This is a genomic window from Ruegeria sp. BHSB172, assembly GCF_059613165.1.
The window spans coordinates 1-12848 of record NZ_JBXWRZ010000062.1; the positions used below are offsets into that span (position 1 = coordinate 1).

Consider the following 12848-nt stretch of genomic DNA (forward strand, 5'->3'; position numbering starts at 1 on the left):
GTGGTGCTTACCACCTCGATCGCCGAGACCTCGCTGACCATTCCGGACATCCGGGTGGTAGTGGACATGGGACAGGCCCGCCGCGCACGTTTCGATCCGAGCTCGGGCATGTCGCGGCTGGTGACCGAGCGCGTCACCCGCGCCGAGGCGACCCAGCGCGCGGGCCGCGCGGGCCGCGTGGCCGAAGGGCTGTGCTTTCGCCTGTGGTCGAAGGGTGAGGAAGGCGCCCTGCCCGCCTTTCCACCCGCCGAGATCGAGGCCGCCGACCTGACCGGCCTTGCGCTGGAACTGGCCTTGTGGGGGGCCGAGCCGCAGGATCTGGCCTTTCTGACACCGCCGCCCGAGGGGGCGCTGGCCGAGGCGCGCGCGCTGCTGCGGATGCTGGGCGCGTTGGACGGCAAGGGCCGTATCACCGAACATGGCCGCGCACTGGCTGGCCTGCCCCTGCATCCGCGGTTGGGACACATGCTGGTAACGGCCGGCGCGCAGGCCGCCCCGCTGGCTGCCCTGATGGCCGAGCGCGACCCGCTGAAAGGCGCTCCAGTGGACCTGTCGCTGCGGCTCGAGGCGCTGCGCGATCCGCGCGCCTACCAGCGCAACCGGGTCTGGCCCGCCAATCCCGGCGTTCTGGACCGGATCCGGTCCGAGGCGAAGCGGCTGCACGGCCAGATCAAGACTGAAGGCGACCCGCTGGGCCCGGCGGCGATGGCCGCGCTGGCCTATCCCGACCGGGTCGGGCAGAGGCGCAAGGGCGACGCGCCGCGCTATGTGCTGTCGGGCGGCAAGGGCGTGGTGATGGACCCCGGCGACCCGATGGCCGCAGCGCCGTACCTTGTGGCGATCGACACTGACGGCAACCCGCGCGAGGCCCGGCTGCGCATGGCCGCGCAGATCACCGAAGCCGAGATCCGCGCGTTGTTCGCCGACCAGATCGAATGGGTCGAGACCTGCGCTTGGTCGAAACGGGACCGCCGGGTGGTGGCCCGGCGGCAGGAACGGTTCGGTGCGCTGGTGCTCGATGACCGCATCTGGAAGGACGTGTCCGACGAGTCCGTGGCCCGCGCGATGCTGGACGGCGTGCGCGATCTGGGCCTGAGGCTGGAGGGCAAGGCTGCGCGACTGGCCGCACGGGTCGAGCTGGTGCGGGCGGCAGGCGTCGACCTGCCCGATTTCTCGGAAAGCGGGCTGATGACAACGCTCGAGGACTGGCTGCTGCCGATGCTGACCGGCGTGCGCAGCGCCGAGGATTGGAAGCGGTTCGACCTGCTGCCCGCCCTTCAGGCGCGGCTGAGTTGGGACCAGATGCAGGAACTGGACCGCCGCGCGCCCCCGGCCTTTGTCACGCCACTGGGGCGAAAGGTCCCGATCGACTATGGCAAAGCGGTGCCCGAAATCGCCGTTCGCCTGCAGGAAATGTTCGGGGTCACCCAGCACCCGATGGTGGGGCGCGAGCCGCTGAAGGTCACCCTTCTGTCCCCCGCGCAGCGCCCGATCCAGATCACCCGCGACCTGCCGGGGTTCTGGGCCGGGTCCTATGCCGATGTACGCAAGGACATGCGTGCGCAATACCCCAAGCACCCCTGGCCCGAGGACCCGACCCAGGCCGACCCGACCCTGCGGGCCAAACGCAGGGGTGCTTGAATACCATCTGTCAGGTTGATATCTCTCGCCGTCCTGAAGGCAGAACAACAAAAAACGGCAGGCACCCGCAATGACATGGCTGCACAAATTCTGGGAGGGGGTCCTGAAACCCCTGTTTCAGCGTCCGCGCCTCGTGCAGTTCGCGGCGCTGTGTACCCGTGGCGATGGCCCCGATACGCAGGTGCTAATGGTCACCAGTCGCGACACCGGGCGGTGGATTATCCCCAAGGGCTGGCCGATTGACGGGCTGAACGGGGCCGAGGCCGCAGCGCAGGAGGCCTGGGAAGAGGCCGGCGTGCGCAACGCCGAGGTCGATCCGGAGCCGGTCGGCAGCTATTGCTACGGCAAGGTCCGCAAAAGCGGCGCGATCGATCCGGTTTGCACCACGGTCTATCGGCTGCGGGTCACCGATCTGGCCGATGAATTTCCCGAAATGCACGAACGCACCCGCGAATGGGTCTCGCCGCAAGAGGCGTCCGAACGCGTCCACGAACCGGAGCTGAAAAAGCTGCTGTTGCGGATCTAACCAACGGCAGAGCGCAGCCCGGCACGAATCTGGTCGGGGGTCAGCGGACCCGTATCGCCCTGCGTGATCAGCTCTGCCACCCGGTCGCAGATCGGGGTCGGCGCGCCGGTTTCGCGGCCCAAGCGGATGATCTCGCCCTGCAGGCTGTCGATTTCGGTCGGGCGACCGGCATCCAGATCATAGGCCATCGAGGTGCGCGCGGCGGGGTCGATCGTCAGCATCCGCGCCGCGATGCGCGAAAACAGCGGCGTGGGCAGGCGCAGGATATGCGGCGTCATCGAGGCCGGCAGCGGCGTGGTAGAGGCCACGGGGCGCCCGGAGGCGGCCAGAACCGCCAGCGCCTCGGCCATCTGGTCAGCCATCAAGCGGCGCCAGTCGCGGTTCAACAGCTGCTCGCGCAGGGTCAGACCCGACAGCGCGTTCAGCGCATTGTTGAGGTTGATGACCAGCTTGCCCCATTGCACCGCCTCGATCCCGTCGGTTTCGGTGACGGGCAGATCGGGCGTGGACAGGCGGCGGGCCAGCGCGCCGGGACCGGACTCGATCACGATGTCGCCGGATGTCGCGCGATGCCAGGTGGCCGGACCGGCAGGCACCACGTTGAACGGCACCATCCCGGCGCGCACGTCCCGTCCGGGCAGCGCGGTGCGCAGGGTGCGGGCGTTTTCCATCCCGTTCTGCCACGAAATGACCGGGGCCGCGGCCGGGGTGTACGCGGCGATCAGGCCGGCCATTTCGACGGTGGCGCCGGTTTTCACTGTGACCAGAACCAGATCGGCGTCGGACAGACAGGCAGGGTCTTCAGAAAGGGTCAGACGGTCGGCAGGGATCGTTTTACGCAGGCCCGAATAGTCGGTCGCGGTCAGCCCGTTCTGCCGGATCGAGTCCAGCACCCGCGCCCGGCCCAGCAGCGTGACGCGGTGGCCGGCATCGGCCAACAGCCCCCCGCAATAGCATCCGATGCTGCCCGCGCCCGCGATCACCAGTCTCATGCCGTCCCCTTCCCGTTTGCCGCTAAGGATCGCCGGGATCCCTCGGGTAGGCAAGCCGGGCGGGCGCTGACGTGACGTTCAGCGCGCGCGCCGGGGCTTGGTGCGTTCCAGTTCCGGGGTAATCGGAATGAACTCGTCCTCGTCCCCCGGCGGCAGGTGGAAGGCGCCGTTGGCCCAATCGGCGGATTTCCATTCGCGGATCGCCGTTTCGATCTTGTCCTTCGAGGAAGAAACGAAGTTCCACCAGATATACCGATCCTCATTCATCGTGGCTCCGCCCAGCACCATCAGCCGCGCCCCCGCCGGCCCGGCAGTCACCGACAGTCGGTCACCCGGGCGGAAGACCATCATGCGGCCTTCCTCGAACCGGTCACCCGCGATCTCGACCGAGCCTTGGGTGACGTAGACGCCCCGATCCTCGTGATCGTCGGGCAACGGGAAGGCAGCGCCGGGGTCCAGTTGCACGTCCAGATAGAAGGTTTCCGACAGCATCGTGACCGGGCTGGTTTCCCCATAGGCCGAGCCGAGGATCAGCCGGGCGCTGACACCGGCATCCTGGATATGCGGCAACGCGGCCTGCTTGTGATGTTCGAAATCGGGGGCCATGTCTTCGTGCGCTTCGGGCAGCGCGATCCAGGTCTGGATGCCGAACAGGCTGTGCCGCTTGGCGCGGGTTTCGGCGCTGGTGCGTTCGGAATGGGTGACGCCGCGGCCCGCAACCATCCAGTTGACCTCGCCGGGATAGATCATCTGATGGGTTCCGAGGCTGTCGCGATGTTCAAATTCGCCCTGGTACAGATAAGTAACGGTGCCCAGCCCGATATGCGGATGCGGGCGTACGTCGATGCCGCCATCGGTGATGAACTCGGCCGGTCCCATCTGGTCGAAAAAGATGAAGGGCCCCACCAACTGGCGCTTGACCGAGGGCAGCGCGCGGCGCACTTCGAACCCGCCCAGATCGCGGGCGCGCGGGATGATCAGGGTTTCCAGCGCCGAACCTTCGCTGACGCATTCGGGGCTGTGGGTGGGGTTCCAGCTCATGTCGGCCTCCAATCCAGTGCGGCGGGATGTTCACTCTTGCCAATCTAGCGCAAAATACCGGCGGACAAAGTGCATCTGCGCACAGACAGGCTGCAGCCCGGATCAGCCCTGTGCGCTGGGCCAGAGCTGCGGGAAAAACGGGCCGGCGATCCGGTCGCCCTCGGCATAGCCGGCGGCCTCAAACTGCGCCCGCTCCTCCTTGGCCCAATCGCCGCGATACCGGATCACCCCGTCCGGCCCGGTCATGCGCAGGGTGAAGCGGCGCACGGTTTCCGTGGGCGTGACCGAGGACAGCCCCCCGTGCAGCGTGCGCATGTCGAAATAGATGCAGTCGCCCAGATCCATATCCCATTGCAGCAGGTCATAAGCGCCGGGATCGGCATTCACGTCCGGTGGCGGGTGATAGGTGCGGCCTGCAACCTGCGTGGGTTCGTAACTGGGGTGCCCGTCGGCAAAGCGTACGCGCATGAACAGCTTGTCCCACAGGTGCGAGCCGCGCACGAAAGCGATCCCGTTGTTCTTGCTGACCGGTTCAAGCGGCAGCCACAGCACGCACATCGAGCCTTCAAAATCGAAATAGGACAGGTCCTGATGGAATGGCGGGCGCGAGGTCGATCCGGCCTCGCGCAGGAACCAGTTGTCCATCACCAGATTGATCGGCGCGGCGCCCAGCAATTCGGAAGCTATCGGCGCGCAGGGCGAGTTGCGGACGAATTCCTCGAACTGGGGGATCTTGCTCCAGGCCCAGTAATCCTCAAGATAGGCAGGCGCGTCCGGGTCCTTGGTGTGGCGGGTGAAGTTCTCGGTCGGGGTTTGCAGATCGGCGTCGATGCCCGCGCGCAGCAACTCAAGCCAGTCTGCGCTGAATTTCTGGCGCAGCATCACCGCACCATCGCGGCGGAAGGCGGCGATTTCATCCTTTGTCAGCAGGTTGGCATCTGTCATCGGCTTCCCCCCTTGGTGGCGCAAAGAAAAGGATCGCACCCGAATGGCGCAGGCGTCAAAGATTATTGCCGCCTTGGTCCATTCCATGCGCTTTCGTCCGCCGGTTGGCCGGTTTTTGCCCGGAACGCTCGGAATGAGCCGCGATCGTGCTATTCTTCCAGCATGGCGGTTGGAACAGCTGCCGGGTCAGCACAGGAGAGGTTTAGATGCCCGGAGATTCACTGAACCGAAGAACCATGTTGGTGGCCGGTACCGCACTGGTCGCCACGGCCGGCAGCGGCCTGATCCTGCCCGCGCGGGCCAGTGGGTTAGCGCCGACCCCGTCAATGCGGGGCGGATCGAACAACTATCGCCCGGGCGCGCCGATCGTCGACCGTATCGGCGGCGGCGGCTTCTGGATGACCGGCACAGTAAGGCGGGCCGGCGACGGCGCGCCCCTGCCGGGTCAGCGCATCCAGATCTGGGCGCATACCACCGAAGGCCACGAGCGCGATCCTCAGAGCCACGGCGCCACCCTGACCGATGCGAACGGAGAATTCCGGCTGGAGATGCCGCAGATCGTGCCCGCCTTTGGTCAGCCGCACGGACATCTGGCCTATGACAGCGGCGAATTCGAGACCGTGTTCCTGCGCCCGATCATGTCCAGTGCGCGCGACAAGACCCTCGCCGCGCATTTCGTTCTGCAACCGGTCTGAACCCGGTGCCGCGCCCGGGCGTCCTCGCGGTCTGGCTGGCGCTGATCGCCGCCGTTGCGGTGCCTGTGGTGGTGGCGGGGTTCAGCCCGTATCTGGCATGGCGCAGCCCGATCTACATCGCAGCAGGCTTTGCCGGGATCATCGGGTTGGGATTGCTTCTGGTACAGCCCCTGCTGGCCGCGCGCGTGTTGCCGGGGCTGACGGCGATGAGCAGCCGAATGGTGCACCGCTGGGTCGGGATCACCCTGATCGCCATGATTGTCCTGCACGTCGGCGGGCTGTGGGTTACCAGCCCCCCGGATGTGGTGGATGCCCTGCTTTTCCGGTCGCCTACCCCTTTCTCGGCCTGGGGCGTGGTGGCCATGTTGGCAGCGTTCGCCGCCGTGGCGCTGGCCGCGCTGCGCAGCCGGCTGGGATGGCGGTTCCGCCTTTGGCGGTTGGCCCATGCCAGTCTTGCGCTGGTGACCATTCTAGGCACCGTCGTACATGCCCTGCTGATCGAGGGCGCAATGGAAACCGTCACCAAGGCCGCATTGTGTGGGCTTGTATTGTTCGCCTGCGTCGGGGCCTTGATCAGATTGCAGGTCTGGGACGTGAAACCGCGAGTTTAGACGGCAGGCGCAGCTCAGGTCGCCAGGCGCTTTGCATAGGTGGCGCGGTTCATCTCTACATCCCGCACCGTGATGCTGCCGACCGCCGGTGCACCGGCGGCCAGAACATCCAGAATGATTGTGTTCAGTTCGGTTCGCGTCGGCTCGTCCCGGCCCTGCATCAGGAATAGAGTGGCATGAATGAACGTCTGCGGCTCGGTCCCGATGTGGGAATACGGGATCGGCATCGCGCGAATTTTGAGCGTTGGTGCGTCAAATTCCTCATGCGTGGCGAGGACCTTATAGAGATCTTCGCATATGGCTTGAAAATCATGCGATTGCTCAAGCCCGGCTGAAAATTCCAGGACGACGTGCGGCATGGGAGCCTCCAGAATTGAAAGAGAACCAGCGGCTCCCATAGAATTTCTAAGGGGCTTCAGACCCCCAAACACCAGCGCATCACCGCCTTCTGCGCGTGCAGGCGGTTTTCGGCCTCGTCAAAGATCACCGAGTTCGGCCCGTCCATCACCTCGGAGGTCGCTTCCTCCTCGCGGTGGGCGGGCAGGCAGTGCATGAACAGCGCATCGGGTTTGGCGTGGGACATGAGTTCCGCGTTGACCTGATAGGGCCGCAGCAGGTTGTGGCGGCGCTCCTTGGCCGACTGCGAGTCGTGCATCGAAACCCAGGTGTCGGCCACGACAAGATCGGCGCCTTCGACGGCCTTGTATGGGTCGCGCTCGATCACGATTTTCGAGCCCTTCTGGCGGGCGAAACCCATGAACTCTTCCTCGGGGTCGAACTGGGCCGGGCCGGTAAAGGTCAGGTCAAAACCGAACTGGCCCGCCGCGTGCAGGAACGAGGCACAGACATTGTTGCCGTCACCCGTCCAGACCACCTTTTTCCCGGCGATGGGGCCGCGGTGTTCCTCGTAGGTCAGCACGTCGGCCATGATCTGGCAGGGATGGGTGCGGTCGGTCAGGCCATTGATCACCGGCACGTCCGAGTATTCGGCCATCTCGGTCAGGATGGTTTCGTCGAAGGTGCGGATCATGATCATGTCGACATAGCGCGACAGCACGCGGGCGGTGTCGGCGATAGTCTCGCCATGGCCCAGCTGCATGTCCTTGCCCGACAGCACCATGGTTTGCCCGCCCATCTGGCGCACGCCCACATCGAACGAAACGCGGGTCCGGGTCGAGGGTTTTTCGAAAATCAGCGCCACCATGCGGCCGGCCAGCGGCTGTTCGTCGTCGGGTGCGGCCTTGGGACGGCCCAACCGGGCCTGCTTCATCGCGCCGGCTTGGTCGATCATCGACCGCAGCGCGGCGGCGTCGGTTTTGTGGATATCAAGGAAATGGTTCATGTCGGTTCGCTTTTTCACTGTCGGTTGCCGGGGGGCGTCGCCCCCGGCGCATTTGGGAATAGGGGGCGTCAGGCCGAGGCGAGTTGGCTTTGAACCTGCCGGGCGGCTTTCTCGAGGCGGATCTGGGCCTGGGCAATGTCATCCTCGGTCAGGGTCAGCGGCGGCAGCAGGCGGATCACGTTGTCGGCCGCGGGCACAGTGATGACTTCGTTGTCATAACCGGCCGTGACCACGTCGGCGTTGGGCGCCTTGCATTTCAAACCCAGCATCAGGCCGGATCCGCGGACCTCTTCGAACACGTCGGGGTGATCGGCGACAAGGCCCTCGAGCTTTTGGCGCAACAGCCCCGCCTTGCGGTTGACGCCGTCCAGGAAGGCCGGGGTCGCCACATGGTCCAGAACCGCGCAGCCCACCGCGCAGCCCAGCGGGTTGCCGCCATAGGTCGACCCATGGGTGCCCGCGGTCATGCCGCTGGCGGCCGCTTCGGTGGCCAGCACCGCACCCAGTGGAAAGCCCCCGCCGATGCCCTTGGCCACCATCATGATGTCGGGGGTAATGCCCGCCCATTCATGGGCAAAGAGTTTCCCGGTGCGGCCGACGCCGCACTGCACCTCGTCAAGGATTAGCAGCAGCCCATTGTCGTCGCAGATCTGGCGCAGGGCCTTGAGCTCGACATCGGGGACGGGGCGGATACCGCCCTCGCCCTGGATCGGCTCGATCATGATCGCGGCGGTTTTGTCGCTGATCGCGTTGGTCACGCCGTCCAGATCGCCGAAGGCGACATGTACGAACCCGGGCAGCAGCGGGCCGAACCCCTTGGTCATCTTCTCGGACCCGGCCGCGGCGATCCCCGCCGAGGACCGGCCGTGGAAAGACCCCTCGAACGTGATGATCTCGACCTTTTCCGGCTGACACTTGTCGTGGAAATGCTTGCGGGCCATCTTGACCGCCAGTTCGCAGGACTCAGTGCCCGAATTGGTGAAGAACACAGTGTCGGCGAAGGTCAGATCCACCAGCTTGTCGGCCAGCGCCTGCTGTTGCGGAATCTGGTACAGGTTCGACACGTGCCACAGCGCATGCGCCTGCTCGGTCAAGGCATTGACCAGGGCCGGGTGGGCATGGCCCAGCGCGTTCACAGCGATACCCGCGCCCAGGTCAAGGAAACGTCGGCCGTCCGCCTCGGTCAGCCAAGCGCCTTCGCCCTTAACGAAGGTCAGCGGAGCACGATTGTAGGTCGGCAGAACGGACGGGATCATCGGATCATCCTTTTTGGAAAACTTGAACCCAGTGACTGAAACACTGAGACCGGGTTCGTCAACAGATTTGGTGAGAGATGCGCGGATTTGGGTCGCGCGCGCAGGATCAAACGGGCCGGTTACGCGGTGATGCGTCGGCGTCGGAGCGGCAGGATATGCACGGTTTTGATCATGGGTGCTCGTATAGCGGGACCGTCACGATGTGAAAAGCCGAAATCGCGACGACAGCTGAATTTGTTGGAACCGTGGGCGTTTGGGGCTTGTCATTCGGGCCGCTCTGCCGCACCGCTGGGCCATGTTCACGCCCAAGGCTCACAACCCGGCATTGGCCGCCGGTCTGATCTTTTGCGCCAGCGCCTTCATCGCGGGCACCACGCTGCTGGCCAAGGCGCTGGGAACAGATACGCTGGGCCCGCCGCTGCATCCGCTGCAGATCAGCCACGGGCGGTTCCTGTTTGCCTTCGTCGCGATTGCGGCCACCGTTTCGGTATTGCGCCCCCGGCTGCGGCGACCGCATTGGGGGCTGCATCTGGGTCGCACCAGTTTCGGCTGGGCGGGGATTTCGCTGATGTTCGCCTCGGTCGCCTACATCCCGATTGCCGATGCCACCGCGATATCTTTCCTGAACCCGGTATTCGCGATGGTGCTGGCCATCCCGCTGTTGAAAGAGGGCGTCGGCGCCTGGCGCTGGCTGGCCGCAGCGGTGGCGTTGGCGGGCGCTTTGATCTTGCTGCGCCCGACGCCCGCAAGCTTTCAGCCCGCCGCCCTGCTGGCGCTGGGTGCGGCGGCTGTGATCGGAATGGAGCTGATCTTCATCAAGAAACTGTCGGGCCGCGAGGCGCCGATCCAGATCCTGCTGGTCAACAACGCGATGGGTGTGACCATCGCCACGGTCGCGGTGCTGGCGGTCTGGGCACCGCCTGCGTCCGCGCAATGGGCAGCGCTGGTCGGGATCGGGGTGCTGATGGCCTGTGCGCAGGCCTGTTTCGTCAACGGCATGGCGCGGGCCGATGCCTCGTTCGTGGCGCCGATCAGCTATGCCACGCTAATCTTTGCGGGCCTGTACGATTTTGCGGTGTTCGACGTGATCCCGGATGCGGTCAGCGTGACCGGGTCGGGCATCATCCTGACCGGAGCGCTGATCCTGGTGTGGCGCGAAGGTCGGGCGCGGCGGGTCAGGCCTTGAGCCGGTAGCCCGTGCGCAGCATCTGCCAAGTCACCGCACAGACGGCCAACGTGGCCCCGCCGCAGACGGCCAGCCCCAGCAGCGGCGAACTGTCCGACACGCCGATCATCCCGAACCGCAGCCCGTCGATCAGGTAGAACACCGGGTTGGCATGGCTGAGGCGGTTCAGCAGCGGCGGCAGCGCCTCGACCGAGTAGAAAGTGCCCGACAGGAAGGCCAGCGGGGTGACGATGAAGTTGGTGATGGCCGCCATCTGGTCGAACTTGTTGGCGAAGATGCCCGCAAACAGGCCCAGACCGCCCATGAACGCACCGCCCAGCACCACGAAGGCCAGCGCGATCAGCGGATGCGCCGGCACCAGCCCCAACACCAGCGCCAGGGCCGCTGCCACGACCAGCGCGATCAGCACGCCCCGCGCAATGCCGCCCGCCAGATAGCCCAGCAGGATTTCGAGCGGTGACAGCGGCGGCATCAGCGTGTCCACGATGTTACCCTGCACTTTGGAGATCACCATCGAGGACGAAGTGTTGGCAAAGGCGTTCTGAATCACCGTCATCATCATGATCCCGGGCGCCAGAAAGGTCAGAAAGGGCACGCCCATCACATCCGGCCGCCCCGGGCCGACAGCGATGTTGAAGATCAGCAGGAACAGGCCAGCAGTGACCAGAGGCGCCAGCAGGGTCTGCGTCCAGACCGCCAGAAAGCGCAGGGTTTCGCGCTGGGCCAGTGTCCACAACCCCATCCAGTTGACCGCTCCGAAACGGCGCATGTCCTGATCCGCGAGATTCTGCATTCCTGCCCCCAATCTGATTCGATGACCGCTTGTAACTCGGCCCGCAGTGATTAGAATAGGGCGCTGAGACGAATTCCGAAGGCGGCCCGTGACCGAGGCCGCTTTCCCGCTTTTGAAAGGCTACCCATGTCCTGGACAGACGAGCGCGTAGAACTGCTCAAGAAAATGTGGGGCGAAGGCCAGTCGGCCAGCCAGATCGCCAAGGAACTGGGCGGGGTCACCCGCAATGCGGTGATCGGCAAGGTCCATCGCCTAGGCCTGTCGAACCGGACCACCGGCGCCGCACCCGCCAAGGCCGAGCCCAAGGAAAAACCGACCCCCGCGCCCAAGGCCGAAGCCAAGCCCAAACCCGCCCCCAAGACCGAGCCGGCCCGCCCCGCGGCAGCCGCACCGGCCGCCGAGGCAAAACCGGCCACGCCGCCGCGCCGCCAGATCATTCCGGCCGGCCAGCCGCTGCCGCCGCAGCCCTCGGCCAATGAAATCAGCCCCGAGGCGCTTGCCAAGGTCAACGAGGTTGAGAAGAAGGCCAAGAAGCTGTCTCTGATGGAACTGACCGAGAAGACCTGCAAATGGCCCGTGGGCGATCCGGCCACGGATGATTTCTGGTTCTGCGGTCTGCCGGCCGAGCCGGGCAAACCCTATTGCGAGGCGCATGTGGGTGTCGCTTTCCAACCCATGAGTGCGCGCCGCGACCGGCGTCGGTAACACCCGGTGTGCCGGGATCCGACCGCGACCGAGGATACCTGGCTGGCGCAGGCCAAACGATTGTTGGCGCTGGCCGAGACAGGCCAGCACTTTACCACCGACCCTTTCGACCGCGAGCGTTATGACGAGATCGCCGGCATCGCCCGCGCCATGCTGGCCGATCTGGGCCGGGTGCCCGTGTCGCGGATCGGGGGGCTGATACCGCCCCATGCAGGCGGATACGCCACCCCCAGCATCGACATCCGCGGCGCCGTGATCCAGAACGGCCACATCCTGCTGGTGCGCGAGCGCAGCGACGGGTTGTGGGCCATGCCGGGCGGGTTTGCAGATATCGGTAGCTCTCCGGCGGAGAACATCGAACGCGAGGTCTTTGAGGAAGCCGGGCTGCAGGTCAGGGCGCACAGCCTGTACGCCCTGCGCCACAAGGCGCGGCACCCCTACCCGGCGGATGCCCGCGATTTCTACAAGCTGTTCTTCCTGTGCGACCCAGAGTCCGGCACCGCGCCGCAGCCAGGCGCCGAAACCAGCGATGCGGGCTATTTCGCGCCCGATGCGCTGCCCGCCCTTTCGCAGGTGCGCAACCTCGAGGCCGACATCCACGCCGCCTTTGACGCGCATCGCTGTGCGCCCAGTCCGGCGAGTTTCGACTGAAACCTATTGCGCGGGGTGCGAATGCGGCCCGGCCGGCAGATGCACCCATTTCGGCAGCTCGTTGGGTGATACCGAGACATGCAGTCGTTCCGACGGGTCCTGCCCGACCAACCGGTGGCGGCGCAGCAGAAAGATCTTGCCCCACCCGCGCCAGGTGCCGACCGATGGCGCGTGCGGATCGGTGGGAAACCGGCTGCGCCAGCCCTCGGGCAGCGGCAGACCGTGCAATTCGGCCTTGTCCAGCATCCACACCAGCGAAATGTTGGCCAACGGCCGCGCCGGCTCGAACCCGCTGAGCTGCCCGCCCACGTCGCCATGGGTGCCACGGAACCAGACCTGTTCGACACGGCCCTTGAAGTCGGCGGTGTCCTGCCACAGGACCGGAGTGAACACTTCGCGCGTCTCATCCAGCGCCAGCGCGTGATAGCCGTTTCGGGTCGCCTGCCCCAGATGGTGATGATGGA

The 12848-nt window shown here is 65.8% G+C and carries 15 protein-coding genes; 7 read left to right on the plus strand and 8 right to left on the minus strand.

The window, feature by feature from the left end:
* Both AC2FM3_RS16835 and AC2FM3_RS16840 read left to right on the plus strand, forming a co-directional pair.
* On the plus strand, positions 1-1641 hold a 1641-nt coding region (locus tag AC2FM3_RS16835), incomplete at its 5' end, for an ATP-dependent RNA helicase (protein ID WP_496684115.1).
* A gap of 70 nt (positions 1642-1711) precedes the next feature.
* Entirely contained in the window at positions 1712-2167 is a 456-nt protein-coding gene (locus AC2FM3_RS16840; RefSeq protein ID WP_496684116.1) for an NUDIX hydrolase, read from the plus strand.
* Here the strand turns inward: AC2FM3_RS16840 and AC2FM3_RS16845 are convergent.
* The 3 genes from AC2FM3_RS16845 to AC2FM3_RS16855 form a co-directional block, all read right to left on the minus strand.
* Complete coding sequence (locus AC2FM3_RS16845) at positions 2164-3159, minus strand: 2-dehydropantoate 2-reductase (protein WP_496684117.1); 996 nt, start codon at positions 3157-3159, stop codon at positions 2164-2166. The two genes, AC2FM3_RS16840 and AC2FM3_RS16845, sit on opposite strands and share 4 nt — an antisense overlap.
* A 78-nt stretch (positions 3160-3237) precedes the next feature.
* Positions 3238-4200 (minus strand): pirin family protein, encoded by a 963-nt coding sequence (locus AC2FM3_RS16850; RefSeq protein WP_496684119.1) that lies wholly within the window; start codon positions 4198-4200, stop codon positions 3238-3240.
* 102 nt (positions 4201-4302) lie between these two features.
* A complete protein-coding gene (locus AC2FM3_RS16855; RefSeq protein WP_496684121.1) occupies positions 4303-5145 on the minus strand; it encodes a phytanoyl-CoA dioxygenase family protein in 843 nt (280 codons plus the stop codon).
* Between the two features lie 206 nt (positions 5146-5351).
* Between AC2FM3_RS16855 and AC2FM3_RS16860 the strand changes: the two genes are divergently transcribed.
* Together AC2FM3_RS16860 and AC2FM3_RS16865 are read left to right on the plus strand one after the other, a co-directional pair.
* Positions 5352-5840 carry a peptidase associated/transthyretin-like domain-containing protein gene (locus AC2FM3_RS16860; RefSeq protein WP_222457027.1) on the plus strand — a complete coding sequence of 163 codons (489 nt, stop codon included), beginning with the start codon at positions 5352-5354 and terminating at the stop codon, positions 5838-5840.
* Between the two features lie 5 nt (positions 5841-5845).
* A complete protein-coding gene (locus AC2FM3_RS16865; protein ID WP_496684123.1) occupies positions 5846-6451 on the plus strand; it encodes a ferric reductase-like transmembrane domain-containing protein in 606 nt (201 codons plus the stop codon).
* Positions 6452-6465: 14 nt separating this feature from the next.
* On the opposite strand, the gene AC2FM3_RS16870 is transcribed toward AC2FM3_RS16865, so the two are convergent.
* The 3 genes from AC2FM3_RS16870 to AC2FM3_RS16880 form a co-directional block, all read right to left on the minus strand.
* The gene (locus tag AC2FM3_RS16870; protein ID WP_496684125.1) at positions 6466-6810 is read right to left on the minus strand and encodes a 5-carboxymethyl-2-hydroxymuconate Delta-isomerase; all 345 of its coding nucleotides are present in this window, start codon (positions 6808-6810) and stop codon (positions 6466-6468) included.
* Positions 6811-6866: 56 nt separating this feature from the next.
* The gene (argF, locus tag AC2FM3_RS16875) at positions 6867-7793 is read right to left on the minus strand and encodes an ornithine carbamoyltransferase (protein WP_149775691.1); all 927 of its coding nucleotides are present in this window, start codon (positions 7791-7793) and stop codon (positions 6867-6869) included.
* Between the two features lie 68 nt (positions 7794-7861).
* The gene (locus AC2FM3_RS16880) at positions 7862-9049 is read right to left on the minus strand and encodes an aspartate aminotransferase family protein (RefSeq protein WP_496684128.1); all 1188 of its coding nucleotides are present in this window, start codon (positions 9047-9049) and stop codon (positions 7862-7864) included.
* Positions 9050-9344: 295 nt separating this feature from the next.
* Here AC2FM3_RS16880 and AC2FM3_RS16885 point away from each other — a divergent pair, with 295 nt between their 5' ends.
* A complete protein-coding gene (locus AC2FM3_RS16885) occupies positions 9345-10235 on the plus strand; it encodes a DMT family transporter (RefSeq protein WP_496684131.1) in 891 nt (296 codons plus the stop codon).
* Here AC2FM3_RS16885 and AC2FM3_RS16890 read toward each other — a convergent pair.
* Positions 10225-11028, minus strand: coding sequence for an ABC transporter permease (locus AC2FM3_RS16890; protein WP_496684134.1), 804 nt, complete (start codon positions 11026-11028; stop codon positions 10225-10227). The genes AC2FM3_RS16885 and AC2FM3_RS16890 overlap by 11 nt on opposite strands.
* Positions 11029-11154: 126 nt before the next feature.
* Here AC2FM3_RS16890 and AC2FM3_RS16895 point away from each other — a divergent pair, with 126 nt between their 5' ends.
* Together AC2FM3_RS16895 and AC2FM3_RS16900 are read left to right on the plus strand one after the other, a co-directional pair.
* Positions 11155-11733 (plus strand): GcrA family cell cycle regulator, encoded by a 579-nt coding sequence (locus tag AC2FM3_RS16895; RefSeq protein ID WP_496684135.1) that lies wholly within the window; start codon positions 11155-11157, stop codon positions 11731-11733.
* 6 nt (positions 11734-11739) lie between these two features.
* Positions 11740-12384 carry an NUDIX hydrolase gene (locus AC2FM3_RS16900; RefSeq protein ID WP_496684137.1) on the plus strand — a complete coding sequence of 215 codons (645 nt, stop codon included), beginning with the start codon at positions 11740-11742 and terminating at the stop codon, positions 12382-12384.
* Between the two features lie 3 nt (positions 12385-12387).
* Here the strand turns inward: AC2FM3_RS16900 and AC2FM3_RS16905 are convergent.
* The coding region (locus AC2FM3_RS16905; protein WP_496684140.1) for a phospholipase effector Tle1 domain-containing protein at positions 12388-12848 on the minus strand (461 nt) is incomplete at its 5' end.